The 20,752-nt window shown below is 32.9% G+C and carries 17 protein-coding genes; 14 read left to right on the forward strand and 3 right to left on the reverse strand.

The window, feature by feature from the left end:
* Positions 1-70 precede the first annotated feature (70 nt).
* Positions 71-922 carry an AraC family transcriptional regulator gene (locus ACXHHC_RS11325; RefSeq protein ID WP_458226492.1) on the reverse strand — a complete coding sequence of 284 codons (852 nt, stop codon included), beginning with the start codon at positions 920-922 and terminating at the stop codon, positions 71-73.
* Between the two features lie 140 nt (positions 923-1,062).
* On the opposite strand from ACXHHC_RS11325, the gene ACXHHC_RS11330 reads away from it, so the two are divergent.
* From ACXHHC_RS11330 to ACXHHC_RS11360, 7 genes are all read left to right on the forward strand, one after another.
* On the forward strand, positions 1,063-2,226 hold the full coding sequence (locus tag ACXHHC_RS11330; protein WP_458226493.1) for a cytochrome P450: 1,164 nt from the start codon (positions 1,063-1,065) through the stop codon (positions 2,224-2,226).
* Positions 2,227-2,260: 34 nt separating this feature from the next.
* Positions 2,261-2,575 (forward strand): 2Fe-2S iron-sulfur cluster-binding protein, encoded by a 315-nt coding sequence (locus tag ACXHHC_RS11335; protein ID WP_458226494.1) that lies wholly within the window; start codon positions 2,261-2,263, stop codon positions 2,573-2,575.
* A 135-nt stretch (positions 2,576-2,710) separates the two neighbouring features.
* Entirely contained in the window at positions 2,711-3,943 is a 1,233-nt protein-coding gene (locus ACXHHC_RS11340; protein ID WP_458226495.1) for an NAD(P)/FAD-dependent oxidoreductase, read from the forward strand.
* Positions 3,944-3,959: 16 nt separating this feature from the next.
* The gene (locus ACXHHC_RS11345) at positions 3,960-5,096 is read left to right on the forward strand and encodes a Zn-dependent alcohol dehydrogenase (RefSeq protein WP_458226496.1); all 1,137 of its coding nucleotides are present in this window, start codon (positions 3,960-3,962) and stop codon (positions 5,094-5,096) included.
* 117 nt (positions 5,097-5,213) lie between these two features.
* Positions 5,214-7,727: a glycoside hydrolase family 2 TIM barrel-domain containing protein gene (locus ACXHHC_RS11350; RefSeq protein WP_458226497.1), complete on the forward strand. Its 2,514-nt coding sequence runs from the start codon at positions 5,214-5,216 to the stop codon at positions 7,725-7,727.
* Positions 7,728-7,729: 2 nt separating this feature from the next.
* Positions 7,730-8,530, forward strand: coding sequence for an alpha/beta hydrolase (locus ACXHHC_RS11355; protein WP_458226498.1), 801 nt, complete (start codon positions 7,730-7,732; stop codon positions 8,528-8,530).
* Positions 8,531-8,712: 182 nt separating this feature from the next.
* Positions 8,713-10,041: a hypothetical protein gene (locus ACXHHC_RS11360; RefSeq protein ID WP_458226499.1), complete on the forward strand. Its 1,329-nt coding sequence runs from the start codon at positions 8,713-8,715 to the stop codon at positions 10,039-10,041.
* Positions 10,042-10,071: 30 nt separating this feature from the next.
* On the opposite strand, the gene trpS is transcribed toward ACXHHC_RS11360, so the two are convergent.
* The gene (gene trpS / locus ACXHHC_RS11365; RefSeq protein WP_458226500.1) at positions 10,072-11,040 is read right to left on the reverse strand and encodes a tryptophan--tRNA ligase; all 969 of its coding nucleotides are present in this window, start codon (positions 11,038-11,040) and stop codon (positions 10,072-10,074) included.
* Positions 11,041-11,173: 133 nt separating this feature from the next.
* Between trpS and trhA the strand changes: the two genes are divergently transcribed.
* A complete protein-coding gene (gene trhA / locus ACXHHC_RS11370; RefSeq protein WP_458226501.1) occupies positions 11,174-11,815 on the forward strand; it encodes a PAQR family membrane homeostasis protein TrhA in 642 nt (213 codons plus the stop codon).
* A gap of 3 nt (positions 11,816-11,818) precedes the next feature.
* On the opposite strand, the gene ACXHHC_RS11375 is transcribed toward trhA, so the two are convergent.
* Positions 11,819-12,292 carry a CYTH domain-containing protein gene (locus tag ACXHHC_RS11375; protein ID WP_458226502.1) on the reverse strand — a complete coding sequence of 158 codons (474 nt, stop codon included), beginning with the start codon at positions 12,290-12,292 and terminating at the stop codon, positions 11,819-11,821.
* A 140-nt stretch (positions 12,293-12,432) separates the two neighbouring features.
* Between ACXHHC_RS11375 and ACXHHC_RS11380 the strand changes: the two genes are divergently transcribed.
* Genes ACXHHC_RS11380 through rnpA form a run of 6 tightly spaced genes read left to right on the forward strand, consistent with a single transcriptional unit; the run spans position 12,433 to position 20,732 of the window.
* Complete coding sequence (locus ACXHHC_RS11380; protein WP_458229249.1) at positions 12,433-13,707, forward strand: MBOAT family O-acyltransferase; 1,275 nt, start codon at positions 12,433-12,435, stop codon at positions 13,705-13,707.
* A gap of 38 nt (positions 13,708-13,745) precedes the next feature.
* Complete coding sequence (locus ACXHHC_RS11385) at positions 13,746-14,807, forward strand: alginate O-acetyltransferase AlgX-related protein (RefSeq protein ID WP_458226503.1); 1,062 nt, start codon at positions 13,746-13,748, stop codon at positions 14,805-14,807.
* Positions 14,804-17,167: a type IX secretion system anionic LPS delivery protein PorZ gene (gene porZ / locus ACXHHC_RS11390; RefSeq protein ID WP_458226504.1), complete on the forward strand. Its 2,364-nt coding sequence runs from the start codon at positions 14,804-14,806 to the stop codon at positions 17,165-17,167. The genes ACXHHC_RS11385 and porZ overlap by 4 nt, the downstream gene beginning before the upstream one ends.
* The gene (gene recO, locus ACXHHC_RS11395) at positions 17,167-17,889 is read left to right on the forward strand and encodes a DNA repair protein RecO (protein WP_458226505.1); all 723 of its coding nucleotides are present in this window, start codon (positions 17,167-17,169) and stop codon (positions 17,887-17,889) included. Before porZ ends, recO begins: the two co-directional genes overlap by 1 nt.
* 5 nt (positions 17,890-17,894) lie before the next feature.
* The gene (locus ACXHHC_RS11400) at positions 17,895-20,327 is read left to right on the forward strand and encodes a TonB-dependent receptor (protein WP_458226506.1); all 2,433 of its coding nucleotides are present in this window, start codon (positions 17,895-17,897) and stop codon (positions 20,325-20,327) included.
* A gap of 42 nt (positions 20,328-20,369) precedes the next feature.
* Entirely contained in the window at positions 20,370-20,732 is a 363-nt protein-coding gene (gene rnpA / locus ACXHHC_RS11405; RefSeq protein WP_458226507.1) for a ribonuclease P protein component, read from the forward strand.
* Positions 20,733-20,752: the final 20 nt, after the last annotated feature.

A 20,752-nucleotide genomic window follows, 5' to 3' on the forward strand; every position in this document is an offset into this window, starting at 1 on the left:
GTGTACCAAATATATGTGTTTGATATTAAATAAAGCTAGTACTAAAGTCGTATATTTTGAAGGGTTTAAGTTATTTTAAATGCATCTTTTTGTATTCCTTAGGCCCTACGCTTTTAATCTTTTTAAATTGTCTGTTAAAGTAACTTAGGCTGTTGTAGCCACAGTCAAAACAAATTTGAGAAACACTCATGTCTGTTTCTATAAGGAGTTTAGAGGCTTGGGCAATTCTAAGGCTATTTACATATTCTGTAAATGTTTTTTTAGTTCGTTTTTTAAAGTATCTACAAAAGGCAGGAGTAGACATGTGGACTTTTTTTGAAAGCTCCTCTAGAGAAATATCGTGTTTAAAATTGGTGAAAATATAGTTAATTACTTCTTGAAAAATTTTACTGTCTTTTGCTTGGTATAATTGAGAGTCGTGAGAAATAGACAATAGTTTTTGATCGGTTTCTAAACTTAGCCTGTCTAATAGGTTGTAAAAATGAATTAATTGATCAAAGCCCTCTTTTTGTAATAGCTCAAAAAAATCATCTTTATAGCTTTTACTATTCAAGAATTTAATTCCACTTGCTGATTTTTTTAATAACAGGTGAATGTGATTCATTTCCGGTAGCGGGTTCTTAAAAAACAAATCGGGTTTAAACTGTATCACCACACTATGAGCTTTTTTTTCTTTCTGATTGTAAAAAGCATCATCACACCTCCAGTAATGAGGAACAGAGCTGCCAATTAATACCAAATCTCCTTCTTTATACAGTTCTGCACTAGAACCTACAAAACGAGTTCCATATCCTTTGTGAATATAGGTTAATTCGTATTCTGTATGAAAATGCCAAGGAGAATCAAAATAAAACTGTTCAAACTCTGTAATGTTAAAAGATCTGTTAAAAGGTTGATTTATAAGTTCTTTAATTGCTTTCATAAGCGTAATACATCCAATATTGATGGTTGAAATTAATTAGAAGTTAATATAGTTCAAATAATTGATAATATTCGAAAAATAACCAACAAATAATAGTGTCATTTTTGTCTTACTCAAAATGAACAACAATACCTATTAATATGGATAAAAGTAAAATGGCATGTCCTTTTGCGCATGCAAGAGAAGAGAAAGGATTTGGAGACATGAACGATCAGGACGATCCAGTAAAAATCTTATTAAGATTAAAAGACGTTCGTAAGTCTGCTAAAAACTGGAAAACGTTTCAGTCTGGAGGAGAGGAAGTTGGAAGAATCGTAGTGCCATCAGAAGTACATATTAGAGATATAAGACAAATTCCTTTTGAAGTAGATCCACCACAGCATACAGATTACCGTAACTTGGTAGAGCCATGGTTTAAGAGACCTAATGATGAAGCGTATCAAGCACAGTTAAAAGATATTGTAAATGTGGTTTTGGATGATGTTTTGACAAAGGATGCTATTGAGGTGGTTGAGGAGTTTTCTTTGGTCATTCAGTCTAGAGCATTAACGGTATTGTTAAACACTCCTTTTGAAGAATCGGATACTTGGATTGGATGGGGAACACATGTATTTAGAAGTGAAGAATCCTCTTTAGATGCAGACAAGGCAAATATTTTATACGATTACATCGATAAAGAAATTGACAGAGCAGCTGAGAATTCTACAGGAGATTTATACTCTGTTTTATTAAACTCTGAAGTTGATGGAAGAAAATTAACCAAGGAGGAAGTTAAAGGAGTAATGATTTTAACTTTTGCAGGAGGACGTGATACCGTAATTAATGCTATTACGAATTCTATGGCCTACTTTGCAGAGCACCCAGAAGCTTTAGCTCGTATTAAAGAAAACCCAGATATGATTAATATGGCTATTGAAGAGTTAATTCGTTATTATTCTCCATTAACACACATGGGTAGAGTAGTAACAGAAGATACTCAAGTATGTGAGCAAGATATCAAAGCACAGTCTAGAATTTCTTTATGTTGGGCATCTGCTAACAGAGACGAGAAAATTTTTAAAGATGCAGAAGAGGTTGTGTTAGACAGAAAAGTAAATCCGCACGTAAGTTTTGGATTTGGAACACACAACTGTTTAGGAGCTACACATGCAAGAGCTTTGTTGCGAATTATCTTATCAGAAATGGTACAGAAAGTAGGTTCTATAGACATTTTAGAACACGAAGATAATATTGAAGACTTAGACGAATTTAAGAGAAAGGTTGGATTTCATTCATTAAAAGTAAAATTCAACGGATTAAAATAACAACAAACAACAAGAAATAAAAAGAACAACTATTATGGCTAAAATAACATTTATAACAAAAGACGGAGAAAAAGTAACTGTAGAAGGAGATTCAGGAAATGTAATGCAGTTGGCAGTAAACAATGGAGTAGAGGGAATTGATGGAGACTGTGGTGGAGTTTGTTCTTGTGCAACATGTCATGTATTTGTAGCAGAGGGAGATATGGATAAAGTAGGTGAAGCTGGTGAGATTGAAGCAGATATGTTAGAGTTAGAAGACAATGTATCAGATAACAGCCGTTTGTGTTGTCAAATAGAGATTTCTGATGCAATTGATGGAGTTGAATTGACCGTTGCTAAAGAAGACTAACGCTATTTTTAATTTATTGATACGTGTTTACGTTTATCAGTAAATTGTTACAACAGGTCATCCAGCAGTCTGCACTGAGCCGAGTTGAAGTGTTGAGATGTAACTTACCTTAAATTTTAAAATTGAATTACCAGAATGTCACAAAATAAAACATGTGTAGTAATTGGAGCCAGTCACGGTGGAGTAAACTTTGCTTTTGCTTTACGTAAAGAAGGATGGGAGGGGAATATTATCTTGTTTGATAAAGATGAAACCGTTCCTTATCATAGACCTCCCTTATCTAAAAAATATTTGGAGTTAGAAGACAGTATCCAAAACAACTTGTTAAAACCTTTAGAGAGTTACGATAAGGAAAATATTACCTTATCTTTAGGAAAAGAGGTTGCTAAGATTGATAAAGAGAACAAAACTATTGTTTTAAATGATGGGACTTCTCAGTCTTATGATGTTTTGGTATTGGCTACGGGAGCAAGAGCGTTTGTACCCCCAATTACTGGAATTAAAGAGGCTAAAAATATTTTTACGTTGCGTAATGCCAACGACGTAGCTGGAATTCGTGAAGCATTCCATGCAAGTTCTGATAAAAAAGTAGTGGTAATTGGTGGAGGGTACATTGGTTTAGAAACAGCCGCTTCTTTAAAGAAATTAGGAGCTGAGGTTACTGTTTTAGAACGCGAAGAAAGAATTTTAGCACGTGTAACCACACCTCATTTATCTGAGTTTTTTACCAATCTTCACGAATCTAATGGCGTGAATATTTGTGTAAACAAAGGAGTTACAGAAATAAAATCAGAAGGAGATCAAAACACAGTGGTTTGTGCAGATGGTGCTACCTATACTGCAGATATTATTATTGTTGGGGTTGGAATTAAAGTAAACTTAGAGTTGGCTTCTGATATTGGATTGACAATTAACAATGGAATTGAGGTAGATACAGCTGCAAAAACATCAGCGGATGATATTTACGCAATAGGAGATTGTACTTTTCATTACAACAAAATTTACGATACCCATGTAAGATTAGAATCTGTACAAAATGCAGTAGACCAAGCAAAAGTAGCGGCAGCAAATATTTGTGGTAAAGAAACAGTTTACGATGCTTTGCCTTGGTTCTGGTCAGATCAGTACGATGTGAAACTGCAAATTGTAGGATTGTCTCAAGGTTTTGATGATGTAGTAGTACGTGAAGAAGGAGAAAAGAAATTCTCGTTGTGGTATTTCAAAGGAGACAAATTGTTAGCTGTAGATTCTATCAATAATGGTAAGAGTTACGTGTTAGGAACCAAGTTTATCAAAGCAAATGCAAGTATTGATAAAGAAAAATTAGCAGATCCAACATCAAATTTAAAAGAGATTAAAAAAGACTAAAACAAACGACAATATAATGAGTAACGATAATTTTATTACATGTAAAGCGGCCATTTCTGTAGGAGATGGAAAGTTTACCATAGAAGATATAAAGGTAAAATCTAACCCAGAAAAAGACGAGGTTTTAGTAAAGATGAAAGCCTCAGGTTTGTGTCATACAGATCATGATTCTTTAACATGGGGAATGCCTATTGTATTGGGACACGAAGGAGCAGGTATTGTAGAAGCTGTAGGGCCAGATGTAGACAATGTAAAAGTAGGAGATGAAGTTATTTTAAACTGGGCAACACCATGTTATACGTGTTTCCAGTGTCAGGAAGGAAACCAGCATATTTGTGAAACAAATTCACCTGTAATTGCAAATCATGCAGGGAAACTACCAGGAGGACATGTAGCAATTGAAGGAACTACTTGGAATGAAGAACCTATAGAGCGTTCTTTTAATATTGGTACGTTATCAGAATATGCGTTAGTTCGTGCTTCTGCTTGTGTTAAAAAAACAAGTAAAAAATTATCTTTTGAATCTGCTTCTATTGTATGTTGTGGGGTAATGACAGGGACTGGTTCTGTATTTAATACAGCAGATTTAAAAATGGGAAGTTCTGCCGTTGTTTTAGGAACTGGAGGAGTTGGATTAAATGTAATTCAGGCTGCAAGAATCTCTGGGGCTGCAAAAATTATTGCAATTGATATTAATGAAAACCGTTTGGAATTAGCAAAACAATTTGGAGCTACCGATGTGATTTTAGCAGATAGAGAAGACAAAGGGTTGATGCAAGCAGCAGAAAAAGTAAAAGAGATGACAGGTGGTAGAGGTGCAGATTATGCTTTTGAATGTACTGCTGTTCCTGCTTTAGGAGCTGCTCCTTTGGCAATGGTGCGTAATGCAGGTACTGCCATTCAGGTAAGTGGTATAGAAGAGGAAATTACCATTGATATGCGTTTGTTTGAATGGGATAAGAAATACATTAACCCTTTATATGGGTCGGCAAGACCAGAGATGGACTTTCCTAAATTAGAAGCGTTGTACGATAAAGGCGATTTAATGCTTGATGAAATGATTACTAATACTTATCCGCTGGATAATTTAGATCAAGCATTTGAAGATATGCTAAGTGGAAAGAATGCAAAAGGAGTAATTACTTTTGATTAATTCAATTCACATAAAAAATTAAGCTAGTATTTTGTAAATAGGCTTCCTTTTTGGAGGCCTATTGTGCTAGAAAAACCAATTGTAAAAAAAGACAACTAACACTTATAACCTTAAAAAATGTTAAAAACCAAAGCCAAGTTCCTTTTTGTAATGCTAATGATGTTAGCGATACAAATGCAAGGACAAAGTAGAAAAGTAGCATTGCTAAAAGAATGGAAATTTAGTCAATACGATGATGGAGCATCTTTTCAATCAACATTTAATGATGCTGAATGGAAGGATGTAGAAGTCCCTCACGATTGGGCAGCCGAAGGAGAGTTCTCTTTTGCGAATGATATTCAGTTAACTCAAGTAGTACAGGACGGAGAGAGAAAAGCAAAATTTCGTTGTGGTCGTTCAGGGGCATTACCTTATACAGGTATTGGTTGGTATAGAACCCACTTTAACGTAATAGATACAAGTAAAGTGTACGACTTATTGTTCGATGGAGCTATGAGTCATGCCAAGGTATACATCAACGGAAAATATGTTGGAAGTAGACCTAATGGTTATGTCTCTTTTCATTTTGATGTAAGTTCTTTTGTGAAAAAAGGAGACAATGTATTGGCGGTACGTTTGGAAAATTTTAACAGTCAGTCTAGATGGTATCCTGGAGCAGGATTGTATCGTAAAGTAAGTTTAATTCAAAAAGAAAGGAACCATATTCCTACTTGGGGAGTTTATGTAACAACTCCTGTAATTGAAAAAAGAAAGGCAGTTGTTCATGCAGAAGTATCTCTAGATGTAGAGGGATTGGTAACTGTAAAGAACGAAATCATCAATGCAGAAGGTAAAGTAGTTGTAACAGATGTTCAGGTAGTAGATGCTTCTGAAGTAAAAAAAGCGACTACAGATTTACAGTTAAAAAAGAAGGATGTTACTTTATGGGATCTTAAGAATCCTTATTTATATAGATTAAGAAGTACAATAATTACAAACGGACACGAAAGTGATGTTGTGCTAACCCCTTTTGGAATTAGAAAATTAGCATTTGAGTTAGATGGTTTTTATTTAAACGGAAAGAAAACACGTTTTAACGGAGTAAACATGCACCACGATTTAGGACCTACTGGAGCTGCTTTTTATCCGAATTTGTTTAGAAGACAAATGTTAAAGATGAAAGAAATGGGGGTAAATGCTATTCGTTTTTCTCACAATCCACCAGCACCAGAAGCTTTAGATATTTGTGATGAATTAGGGCTGTTAGCTATTGATGAAGCTTTTGATGAATGGCAAATAGGAAAGGTAATCAATGGGTATTCTCATGATTTTGACAAATGGGCTGAGACAGATTTAACAGAAATGGTGTACAGAGATCGTAATCACCCATCTGTAATTATGTGGAGTATTGGTAATGAGATTTTAGAACAGTATAGAAATGATCCTAATGATATAACGGGTTATTTAAATGCTATTGTAAAAAAGGTAGATACCACACGTGCTACTACTTGTGGTTTTAACAACCCTTTAAAGTCTTTACCAAATGGAATGGCTTTAAAAGTAGATGTAGCAGGGTTTAATTACAAGCCAGGATCGTATCATATTTTCCGTAAAAAATATCCAAACTTAAAGTTTTTTGCAAGCGAAACAGGGGGGATGGTTAGTTTAAGAGACACCTACAGATTCCCAGTTGTATTTGATAGTATTAGAGACAAAAGAGGTTTGTCTGTAAATACTTTTACTTATAAAGATGGGCATCCAGGGAATTACGAAACTACAGGAGTACGTTGGGGATATCCTGCTTACAAAGAGTTTGCGGCACAGGATGTAAATGATTTTGTATATGGTGAGTTTGTTTGGACTGGGTATGATTATTTAGGAGAACCTTCTCCATACCATTTTGCACAATCTCGTAGCTCTTATTTTGCACCGGTAGATTTTGTTGGGTTAGAAAAAGATAAATTCTACCAATACAAAGCTCGTTGGAATCCAGAGGTGAAGACTTTACATGCGTTTCCACATTGGTCAGATCCTGCACCAAAAGGAACGGTTTTCCCTGTGGTTTGTTATACCAATTATCCAAAGGCTGAATTGTTTGTAAATGGAGTTAGTAAGGGGATCAAAACAAAGGCTAAATTAAATCCTTCTTTATTCCAAAATAATAGTTTTAACGTACATGGTTCTGGAGGTCCTTCTTTAGGATTGTTAAAAGCATATGCAATAGTTTGGGAAGGTATCGAATATCAACCAGGAGAAATTAAGGTTGTAGCTTACGATAAAAAAGGAAGAAAGAAAGAAACACTAGTTTATAAAACGGCTAAACCAGCAGCAAAAATTACGATTACTCCTGAAGTAGCTGAGGTAAAACAAGGAGAGGTAGCGGTATATAGAATTACAGTTACCGATGCGGATGGTAACTGGCAACCTCATTATGAGAAGTTATTGAATATTGAGATTTCTGGAGCAGGAAAGTTTTTAGCTTCTGGAAATGGAGATCCAACAAACTTGCAAACGCTAACCGTACCAAAACGTGATTTCTATAAAGGGAAAGCAGTTGTTTTTGTAAAGGCGGTTAAAAAAGGAAAAATCAGTATTAAAGTAAAGAGTAAGGACTTTTCAGCACAAGATAAATCCATCATCATAAAAGAGTAAAAATGGTTTCAAAATTTAAAACTACAGAAATATCAGATCCAAGGTTTGAATCAGACAACCTAAGGTTCATCACTGTAAAAACAAAGAATTTAAAAGGTAGAGGAGATATTTGTTTGTATGTACCCAATGTAGCATTAACTCCAGATACTCCCATGATGATTTTAATGCATGGAGTCTATGGTAGTGCTTGGATTTGGTCTCAGAAAGCAGGAGTACATAGGACGGCTCAAAGAATGATAGAGGCTGGGGAGATAAAACCCATGATTATTGCCATGCCTTCTGATGGTTTATGGGGTGATGGATCTGCTTACTTGCCACACAATAGCTTGAACTTTGAAAAGTGGATTTCAGAAGATGTAATTGATGCTGTAAAAGAGAATATAGAGGTAGTGACAGATAATTCTAAAGTATTTATTTCGGGACTTTCTATGGGTGGATATGGAGCTTTAAGAGTTGGAGCAAAATATCCAGAAACGTTTAGTGGAATTTCTGGACATAGTTCTATTACAGATGTTCCTCAAATGGAAATTTTTGTAGAAGAAGGGCTGGAAAATTACAAACAAGGGGATTCGGTTAATGAGTCTGTTTTTCAGTTGATGAAAAAGAACAAAGACTTATTACCTCCAGTACGTTTTGATTGCGGTGAAGATGATGAATTGATAGAGTACAACAGGACATTACATAAAGAACTAGAAGAGGCTAGAGTTCCACATAGCTACGAAGAGTTTTCGGGAAAACATGAATGGATTTATTGGGAAACACATGTGGTAGATACGTTACAATTCTTTAATGACCTAATGTAAAGTTAGAAGCTCTTCCAATAAAGGAAGGTCTTTTTTTACTAAATACTGATGTCTATTGATATCATAATGTTACTTTTGACACGTAAACTCAATATTTTTTGGATTTGATTGTTAGAAATTATAAGAGTGTAATAATTCTATGTTTAAGTTGCTTGATAGTAACACTTAGTTACCATATAGGTATGTTTTGGGATAATATACTTTTTGCTTCAAAAATGGCGAATCCATTGTATGTTAATGGAATTTTAAACTGGACTAGTATTCCTCTAGAACATGATCCTGGACACCCTCCATTTTTGGCCATGTTAATGGCTTTTGGATGGAGGTTATTCGGACGGTCTTTGTTAGTGTCACATTGGATGATGCTACCTTTTGTGTTTGGGGTATTATTACAAGTAAAAAAAATAGTGTTTTTTTTTGTAAAAAATAGTAAGTATCAGTGGTTTGCTTTTATTTTTATTGTTTTAGACCCAACACTAACTTCTCAGTTAACTCTCGTAAGTCCTGAGGTTCCTTTAATTTTTTTCTTTCTTTTAGCTTTAAATGCAGTTTTAACCAAGAATAATACACTTAAGTTTTTAGGTGTAGCCTTTTTAGGGATTGTTACTTATCGAGGGATGATGCTTTGTGTTGGTGTTTTTTTAATTGATGTTATCAATCACTTATTCTTAAGAAAAGAAAAAGCAAAACAGTTTTTACCTTCATTATTTATATACCTACTAGCTGCTATACCAGCAGTTTTATATCTTGTTTGGAGGTTAGAAGTTAAAGGTTGGATTAGTTCACATCCAATGAAAATATGGGGAGATGCCTTCTATTTTCCTTCGCTAAATTCTTTCTTTAAAAATTTATTTAGAAACTTTTTGGTATTGATTCAGCGTTTTACAGATTTTGGACGATTTGTTTTAATTCTTTTTATAGGAATCACTTTTTATCTAAAAAAGAGAGCTACTAATTGGGAAAAGGAAAAGCTATTGTTAATAATAACAGTCTTTTCTACTATAACAGTTTATACTCTTAGTTTAGTTATTAATAATCCAATGGGGCATAGGTATTATATTCCATCTTATATTCCTATTGCTCTTTTGTCTTTTATTATGTTGGATAGATATAAGGCTAAGAAGCGATTATATATTGTGTTAGTATCTAGTTTTATGGTTGGAAATATAATCGTTTATCCAGATAGTTTTGCCCAAGGTTGGGATGCATCTCTTGCGCATACTCATTATTGGGGTTTGAGAAAAAAAGCGATAAACTATTTAGATGATAATCAAATTTTAATTTCAGAAACAGCTACATTTTTTCCAAATTTATCTTCTATTGATTTAATAGATTTAAATAATGATCATCGAACTTTTCTTGGGTTTACGGGTAAAGAAGAATATGTTTTTTCTTCTAATGTGTATAATCTTAGTGATGAATATTTGGAAATTCTCAAAAGTGATTATATAGTTGTTAAATGTTTTGAGGAAATGGGGGTTAGAGTTGAAGTTTTAAAGAAAAAAAACTAGAGACTGAGCAGCCTCTAGTTTAATAGATTTTTAATACCCTATTTTTTCTCTAGTTCTTTTTAAAACTTCAGTGGCAACTTTTTTAGCTTTTTCAGCACCTATAGCCAAAGCTTTTTCAATTTCTTCCACATTGTTAATGTAGTGGTTGTATCGTTCTCGTTCTTCTTTAAACGTTTCTAATAATAACTCATAGAAAGCTTGTTTGGCATGTCCGTAACCATAATTTCCACCTTCGTAATTGGCTTTCATTTCAGCAACTTGTTCTTCGTTAGCTAATAATTTATACAAGGCAAATAAGTTACAAGTTTCTGTGTCTTTAGGTTCTTCCATTGGAGTACTATCCGTTTGGATTTTCATTACCTGTTTTCTTAACTTTTTATCGTCTAAGAAGATGTTGATAATATTTCCTTGAGATTTACTCATTTTTCCACCATTGGTTCCAGGAACATACTTGGTTTCTTCTTGTACTTTAGCTTCTGGTAATACAAATGTTTCTCCCATTTGATGGTTAAATCTTCCAGCAACATCACGAGTCATTTCTAGGTGTTGTAGTTGATCTTTACCAACAGGTACAATTTCAGCATCGTATAATAAAATATCCGCAGCCATTAGCATAGGGTAGCAGAATAATCCAGAGTTAACGTCTTCTAGTCTGTCTGCTTTGTCTTTAAAAGAGTGTGCCAATGTCAATCTTTGATAAGGATAAAAACAGCTTAAGTACCAATTTAACTCTGTTACTTCTGCAATATCACTTTGTCTATAGAATACTGTTTTTTCGATATCTAAACCAAATGCCAGCCAAGCTGCAGCAGTGCTATATGTATTGTTTCTTAAAGTTTCTCCGTCTTTAATCTGAGTCAAGGAGTGTAAGTCGGCAATAAACAAAAACGATTCGTTTTCTGGCTGATTCGCCATTTTTATTGCAGGTAATATTGCTCCTAATAAATTCCCTAAATGAGGAGTTCCAGTACTTTGTACTCCAGTTAAAATTCTTGCCATTCCTCTAAAAAAGTAAAGTTTGGTGCAAAAGTACACTTTCGATAAAAAAACGGGCATAAAAGAGTAGAATTATTTGGAATACGACTTGCTTAACATGTGTTAATTTTGTATCTTATATAGATAACTTAAAAGAATGGAATTTAAGGTAACATATTATGAAGCTGTAGAAGAGCGATGGAACGTGCTAACCCATGGACTTGGGTTTGTGCTAAGTCTTTTTATGTTTCCTTTTTTAATGATAAAAGCCATTGGAGCTAATAATTTGGCAGCTATTGTTAGTTATGCTATATATGGAGTAAGTATGATTGTTTTGTATGCTTCTTCAACTTTATATCACAGTGCGGTAAATCAAAGAATGAGGTATTATTTAAACATTTTGGATCATTCGGCAGTATACGTACTTATTGCAGGGTCTTATGCTCCTATCTGTTTGGTGGTATTAGAGGGGAGAATTGGGTGGTTGGTGTTTGCAATCTCGTGGGCAGTGGCTCTTTTGGGAATTTTGTATAAAATATATTTTATAGGTCGTTATAAGATTGTATCTGTTTTGTCATATGTAGCTATGGGCTGGCTTATCATTTTCTTTTTAAATCCTCTGATAGAAAATTTGCCTTTATGGGGACAAAGATGGTTGCTATGGGGAGGGATTTTTTATTCTATAGGAGCTTACTTTTATGCAGCTACACATATTCGATTCAATCATGTAATTTTTCATGTATTAACCCTATTGGGGAGTCTGTGTCATTTTATTACTATTTACTATCACGCAATTTAATTTTTACCAGGTTTTATATGGGTTTTTGCTAAGTTGCGAATTGTAATATTTCTTTTGTCCAGTTACTTCTTCTCCTAGCCATTCAGGTTTTTCAAAACGTTCGTTTTCTTCGTTCAGTTCAATTTCGGCTATAATCAGTCCTTCGTTAGCTCCGTCAAAGACATCAACTTCGTAAGTGTGTTGCTGCATTTTAACTAAATAACGAGTTTTGCTAATAACTCCTGGTTCACAAATGGCAAGTAATTGGGTCGCTTCTGTTATAGAAATTTCCTTTTCCCATTCAAACCTACTGGTTCCAGATTCATTAGAAACCCCTTTAATAGTTAAATAGCCATTGTTGTTTTTAATTCTTACTCTTACAGTTCTTTCTTTATGAGAGTTTAAGTATCCTTGTTCAATTCTATTACTATCAAAGCTTTGGTTTATAAAATCAAGATTTGTAACTAAAAATTTACGTTCTATTTCTTGGTTGTGCATCGAAGCAGTTTTACAAAGGTTTGGGTATATTTGTTTTCAAAATTACATTAATGCTTTTTAGCGATCCTATTTTTCTATTTCTTTTTTTACCTGGGGTAATTCTCCTGTATTATCTCTTACCAAAGAGATTTAAAAACTTAGTGTTATTGTCTTTTAGCTTAGTTTTCTACGCTTGGGGAGAGCAGAAAATGGTGTTGTTGTTAATTTTGTCTTCTGTTGTTGATTTTATATCTGGAATTTTAATAGATAAGAAATTTAGAAAATTAGGTCTATTATTTTCTTTAACATTTAATTTAGGTATTCTCTGCTATTTTAAATATGTGAATTTTTTTATTGATACTATAAATTCCGTATTAACTCAATTCTCAGTTTCAATTAATAATTTATATGTTATAATGCCTTTGGGAATTAGTTTTTTTACTTTTCAGACAATGTCTTATAGTATAGATGTTTACAAAGGGAAAATTAAAGCAACTTATAATTTTATAGATTTCTGTACCTATGTTTGTATGTTCCCTCAATTGGTGGCAGGTCCTATTGTAAGATTCGAAGAAATTCAATACCAGTTAAAAAACAAAAAATTATCCGTAGGAGACTTCAATTATGGAGCTAAGAGATTTGTAAGTGGGTTGTTTAAAAAGTTGTTTATTGCAAATAATTTGGCCTTAATTTCCGATGTAGCTTTTGAAAATCCTCAAGGCTATGGAACATTATTAAATTGGATGGGGATAATTGCTTACACGTTAACAATTTACTACGACTTTTCAGGGTATTCAGATATGGCAATTGGACTAGGGAAGATTTTTGGATTTGATTTTCCAGAGAACTTCAATTATCCATATTTGTCAAAATCAATAAGGGAATTTTGGAGGAGGTGGCACATGACCATGTCTAATTGGTTCAGGGATTATCTTTATATTCCATTGGGAGGAAATAGAAATAAGAACACAATTAGAAATTTAATAGTAGTTTTTATTGCTACTGGTCTGTGGCATGGAGCTTCTTGGAATTTTATTATTTGGGGTGTGATTCATGGTTTCTTTATTGTTTTAGAGAGATATAAGATAATTCAGTTAAAATCAATTTTTGGGAATCTTTACACGCTGTTAGTAGTTGCTTTTAGTTTTGTTTTTTTTAAAACTGCTAATTTAAAAGCAGCAGTTTTATATCTAAAAGGGTTGTTTGTTTTTAAACCTATGTATGATTCTAACGTATTAAGTTTTATTTTTAGAGGAGAAGTAATAATAGCTATTATATTGTCTTTAGTTTTTGTTTTTCCAGTGTCTAAAAAGATTAGAGAGATATTAAATAAATATTCTTTTATGGAAAACACCTTATATTTATTAATGTTTTTCGTCTCCTTGGTGTATGTTGCTGTAGGTGCTTATAACCCATTTATTTATTTTAGATTTTGATAAAAAAAGTAAAGAAATATTATTTTGTCACTGTTTTTATGATAGCGCTACTGCTTCCTGTATTAGCAACTTTTGTAGGTAGGCAAGATGAAGAATTGATCAGTCTAAAAGAGAAGTTGATTCATATAAAGTCTTTATCTGGATTGAAATCGATAATCATACAAGGGCGGAGTTATTTTTTAAGTAACTATAGAACAAAAAAAGAGTTGTACAGTTTTTATAAAAAGCAAGTAAGTGATCCGTTGCAAGAAACACCTTCTATTCCGAATGTTCTTTATGGTAAAGAAGGCTGGCTTTTTATAGGTGATAAACATAACGATGCTTTTGGTGAGTCTAAAGGTGTAATTAAGTTTACAGATTCAGAATTAGATAAGATTGTTGAAAACATAGAGGAATGTAAAACCTGGTGTGATAAAGAGGGTATACAGTTTTTTATTACAATTCCTCCAGGAAAGCATACCGTTTATAAAGAATATTTACCTTATGATTTTCCTAAACAAATTAGCAAACTAGATCAGTTAATTTCTGTCTATCCAGAGGTTATTGATTTAAGGACTGCCTTAAAATCTGCAAAAACCAAAGAAAATATTCCATTGTACTTTAAAACGGATACACATTGGAATCAGATAGGGGCTTTTCATGGGTATTTGGAAATAATGAAATCGATTAGAGGGTCTAATGAGAATATAAAAATTCCGGGTTTTGTAAATAAGATTGATTGGGCCTGTAATCTAGGTGATATAACAAGAATTCTAGGAGATAGTTTAGAAGAAAAAATACCTGTTGTTAAATTTAATGTAGATAGTGTTAAGTTGGTACAAAAGAAATTGAGTGTGCCAGATTTTCATCGATTTTCCTATAGTAGGTACGAGATGCGTTATCACTATAAAGAGTCTATCAATTTTCAAAAAATAATGTTTTTAAGAGATTCTTATGCTACGGATTTAAAAAAATATTTTTCTAGTTCTTTCAAAGATGTTTTGTTTATTTACAATCCGTATTTTAACAAAGAATTAATTAAGAACGAAAAGCCTGATATTTTTGTTTACGAAATAACAGAAAGGTTTGTAGATAGGCTGTTAACAATACATAGCAAATGAGAAAACACATATACATAATTTTTACTTTTTACTTTTCATTTATCTACGCTCAGAAAGATTTTTCCGAGAATTGGGAAGATTTATATTCTTACAATAATATAAAGGATTTTGAAATTGTAGATAATTCACTTGTGGCTATTACAGAGAATGCAATGTTTACCTATAATTTAACCACAGAAATTGTTCAGAAATTTTCTTCGGTAAATGGTTTGTTTGGGGGAGAAACATCTGCTGTTGGTTATGATGCTGCTACGAATACTACATTAATTGGGTATGGGAATGGACTTATAGAATTGGTTTCTTCAGATAATAAAGTGTTATCTCTCGCAGGAATTAAAGAGAACCTTATTCTTGTGGATAAACGGGTTAACGGTTTTTACAATGAAAACGGATATAGTTATGTGTTTGGAGATTTTGGAATTGTAGAATTGTCAATTCCTAATGTAGAGCTTGGTAATTCTTTTAAGTTGGAGAGTAATAATATATTCTCTAAAGCTCTAGATATGCTAGTAGTTAATAATGTAATTTATGTAGGTACAGAATCTGGTTTGTATTCCTTTGATTTAAATTCAAATTTAGAACCTGCAAATTTTAACAATTGGACTCTAATAGGTATCACTACAGTAAGTAAACTTATTGAATACAGTGGTCAAGTATTGTTTGTGTTAGATAAAAGTATATATGAAGTAACTAATCCTAGTTTACCAGTAATTTCTGTTTCCGATAAAATAGAAGAATTATCTGCTAAAGAAGGAGGCTTGGTAGTTACAACTGCAAGTAAGGTGTATGTTTATGAAAACAACATCTTGATAGATGAACTAGACCTATCGGAGTCTTTAAGCCATAATTTTACTTCTCAAAAAGCAATTATAAAAGATGGAAAGTTCTACTTAAGTACTAGTGCATACGGAATTTTATCAACTGAACTTTCGGATAAATTAAATTATTCTGAGATACACCCCAATGGACCTAGTGGAAATGATACTTTTTCCATAACTGCAAAAAATGGAGATGTTTGGATTTCATATGGAGGTTATAGTAGAATATATAACTTCTTAGGTAAATCAAGAGGGCTTTCCGGAAGGTTTCAGAATCAATGGTATAACATCCCTTATTCAGAAATAGGAGCTAGAGATATTACTAAAGTAGAAGTAAATCCTAATGATCCACAAAAGATATATGCAGCATCTTATTTTAGTGGTGTTGTATTACTGGATTTTGTTGAGAAAAGTAATAGTTGGGAGAAAGTAGGTGTTTGGAATCCAGATACCACATCTAATGGTATTCAAGATTTAACTGTTTTTGATGCTGTGATTGCTCATATATCCATTGATAATAATGATAAATTATGGGTGAATAGTTTGTTTTCAAAAGATTATGAATATTTAAGTAGATATAATTTTGACTCGGAGACATGGGAAACACGAGTTAATTTTTCGGACTATTTTTTTGCTCCTCCATTTAATGATATCAGAATTATAGATACCTTTTTTGCAAAGGATGGAAATGTTTTTTGTGGGTCAAGTGGTTCGGGAGTAGTTATTTTTAAAGACAGTCATGATGAAAATTTAGAAGAGTCACATCCAAATAATAATATTGAAGTTATCAATCAAGAAAATTCAAATTTACCGTCGTTAAATGTAAGAGCTATTGTAGTGGATGAAGATAAAAAGGTTTGGGTAGGTACTAGAGGAGGTCTGGTCTTATTTAGGGATTATGAATCTTTATACAATGTATCTAATTATGAGTTTGAAACAGTAATTATAGAGGAAAATGGTTTTGCAAGAGAGTTTTTAGCAGAGACACAGGTTAATGATATCATAGTAGATAATTCAGGTAACAAATGGTTTGGTACACAAGGAGCTGGAGTTTTTTATACCTCCCCTGATGCGCAAACTACTTTTGAAATATTTAACCAAGGAAATTCTCCTTTACCGTCAAATAATATTGTTGATTTAGAGTTAGATAAAGAAACTGGAAGAATTTATATTGTAACAGATAAAGGAGTTGTTTCGTTCAATCCAAATAGTGACTCTTCTTCTTTGTTTGGTGATAAAATAACAGAAATAGTTGCTTATCCTAACCCAGCAATTGCAAATAAGGTAGGTCATAGTACTATTAAAATTGTTGCCAAAGGTGGAGGTGGATTGCCAGAGGATACGAATGTTAAAATTATGGATGTGTCTGGGAAATTAGTTTTCGAAAAAAATGTTAAGGTAACAGATGCTAATGGAGGAGTTGTTGTTTGGAATAAAAAGAACTTAAGCGGAAATCTTGTAGTTTCGGGAGTATATATTGTTTTAGTTTCTAGCCCTGATGGACAAGAAAATGCAACTACTAAAATTGCAATTGTTAATTAATGCAGGTTAACACTAAGGCTATTGTAATAGGTTCGGTTAAGTATGGAGATAGTAGCTTAATTGTAAAATGCTTCACTTTAGAGGAGGGCTTTAAGTCATACCTTTTAAGAGGGGTGATAAAAAGTAAAAAGGGAAAAATAAACAAAGCTCATTTTCTTCCCTTATCTATATTAAATATCAATGCTTCGCACAATAACAAAGGCAACTTAAACAGTATAACGGAGTCTAAAGTTGTAACACATTTTAGAACCATACATACAGATTTTGTAAAGCAGTCTATTGTGTTTTTTATATCAGAATTTCTTTCAATTGTAATAAGGGAAGAAGAGGGAGAAAACCAAGAGTTATACCACTTTTTAGAAGGGACAGTGCAGTTGTTAGAGTTGTCGGACGATATTGCCAATTTTCACCTTAAGTTTTTACTAGAGTTAACCAGGTGTTTAGGTTTTTATCCCGATGAAACTTTAGCTACTAGCCATTTGTATTTTGATTTATTACAGGGGAAATATGTTTCTAGTAATAGCCCTCATGTTATTCAGGGAGAAGAGTTAGCGTTGTTTAATAAGGTTTTAGGCATAAAATTTGATAGACTTAGTAATGTATTGTTTAGTAAAAGTCAGAGAGGTACTGTTTTAGAGCTATTGTTAAAGTATTATCAATTACATTTACCTTTTTTTAGACGACCTAAATCAATAGATATACTTTCTAAAGTTTTGGAATAATGTTGATGAGAGTTTTAATTTTTCTATGTTCTATCGTTGCTCTTAATTCTTTTTCTCAAAAGATTAGGGTAGTAGACTTGTATACCAATAAAAGGGTAGAAGGAGCTACGGTTGAGTGCACTACAACTGGGGCAAAAAAAATTACGAACCCAAAGGGAGAGGTAGTTTTTAAGAAAAATGGAAAAGTAATTTGTGTGTATCATATAAACTATGACACTTTAAGAGTCGTTAGTGATGATAAGTACAAAGAAATTCTTTTAAAACCTAGGTATGAAGATTTAGAAAAAGTAGTACTATCCGTTTCGAGAATTGCCGAAAAAAAACAAAAAATACCCGAACATATTGAGATTCTTACCAAAAAGAGAATAGACCAGATCTCGGCTCAGACTTCTGCAGATTTGTTAGGGAATATACCAGGTGTTAGAATTCAAAAATCACAATTGGGAGGAGGTTCTCCTGTTATTAGAGGAATGGAATCTAATAGAGTTCTATTAGTGGTAGATGGGGTTAGAATGAATAATGCAATATACAGAAAAGGACATTTGCAAAATTCAATTACCATTAGTCCTTTGGCTCTAGAAAGAACAGAAGTAGTTTTTGGACCAACGTCTGTAATTTACGGATCGGATGCTTTGGGAGGTGTGGTACATTATTATACCAAAGGTTTAGATTACAGTTGGAAACCAAAAACAAAGAATAATATTTTTTACAGACATAGTACTGTTAATAATGAGCATAGTACTAGTGTTAGTTCTTACAATTCGCATAAGAAATGGGCTTCTTATACAAACGTGTCTTTTAGTTCTTTTGATAATTTAAGAATGGGTTCTAGTAGGACTCATGGTTACGAAGATTGGGGCAAAATATTTCGTTATTCAAAAAATACAGAAGATGCATATTTCCCTAGTAGTTCGGAAAATAAGAACCCAAATATTCAGAGAAACTCAGGTTACAATCAATTAGATATTTTACAAAAAATTAAATTTCCTCTTCATAAAAAGATAGATTTATTATTGAATGGTCAGTATAGTACATCTAGCGATATTCCTAACTATGGAAAATTAAGAGAAGAAGTTAATAGTGGTGACTTAAAGTTTGCGGAGTGGAGATATGGACCTCAGAAAAGATTGTTACTATCTGCTCAGGCTAGTTTTAGGGATTATAAATCTTTAATTGAAAATGGTACAATTACACTTGCTTATCAGAATATAGACGAGTCTAGAATTAACAGACAGTTTAATTCTTTAAATAGAACTTCTAGGTTTGAAGATGTGGATGTTTTTTCTTTGAATAGTGATTTTTACAAATCGTTAACCAAGAAAGGAGATAGAAAGCTGTTCTATGGTTTTGAAATGGTTCATAACAATGTTGCTTCTAATGCAAAAGGGGAAACATTGGCTGTAGATTTAGAAACAAATAAGGTTGTAGGTGTTCAAAATAATTTTGAAGTAGATACGCGTTACCCAGATGGAGGAGGAACTTATACAAGTACTGCAGTGTATACTTCTTATAGACAAAGATTGGATAAGAGAAATACACTAAACATTGGTTTGCGTTTAACCAATACACACTTAACTGCTAATTGGGATAGAAATATAGCTGTTCCTATTCCAGGTAATAAAATCTCTTTGAATAATACTGCTTTAACAGGTTCTGTAGGATATATATGTAGACCAAACGAACAAAATAAACTAAGCTTTGTTTTGTCAAAAGGATTTAGGTCGCCAAACTTAGATGATATTGGAAAAATAAGATCTAAATCGTCAAAACTTACGGTGCCAAATACAAGTTTAACACCAGAACATTTGTACAGTGCTGAGGTTGGTTTTGCAAAGATTTCTAGAAAAAAAAGAGGAGAGTTTAGTGCCAATGTGTTTTATACATTGTTAGATGATTATATATCAAGAACTCCAACATCAATTTATGGAAATTCTATCAACTATGATGGAGACTTATTTGTGGGTGATGAAATTCTTGCAAACACAAATCAAGGTCAGGCATATATTTACGGAGGTACAGTAAGTGCTTTTTATGAGTTGACAAAAAGTTTAAAATCGAATTTTAGTTGTACATATACCAAGGGGCGATCTTATGATACGCACGAGCCATTGTCTTCTATTCCTCCTTTTTATGGGAATATAGCCTTGAGTATTGATAAGAAAAAGTATAATGTTGCCTTAGATTATAGATTTTCTTTTAGAAAAATATTAGACGATTATAACATTACGGAGGGGGTAGACAATGTAGAATTTACACCAGAAGGTGTTGGAACTCCTGCATGGCATGTAGTTAACTTAAATTCAAACTATTTTCTGAAGCCTTATTTAAAACTACAGGTGCAAGTACAAAATATCTTAGATGTACATTATCAGGAATTTGCATCTACCATTAGTGCACCAGGAAGAAATATTTCTGCTGCTGTAGAATACACATTCTAAATTCTAGAGTTACTATTTATTGTTTGCTTACTTTTGCACTCTATGAGGTTTACTTTAGGGAAAAATCAAAAATTAAAAAGTAGAAAGGCAATTGCACAATTGTTTATAGAAGGGAAGTCGGTAAAAGAATTTCCTATTAAAATGATATACCTACCTGTGTCGTCTAATGCTACATGTCTAGAAACCAAAGTTGCTTTTTCGGTTCCAAAAAGAAACTTTAAACTCGCAGTAGATAGAAACAGAATTAAGAGACTGTTAAGAGAAGCGTATAGGTTAAATCAACATGAGTTTTTTTTGGGAGAAGAACATTATAATGTAATGTTTATTTACATGAGTAGTAAAATGCCTACTTATGCAGAAGTAGATAAAAAGTTAAAAAAACTACTCTTAAAGTTTAAATCTTAGGAACACTCTTTTTCTTGTCT

The organism is Wenyingzhuangia sp. IMCC45574, assembly GCF_054182685.1.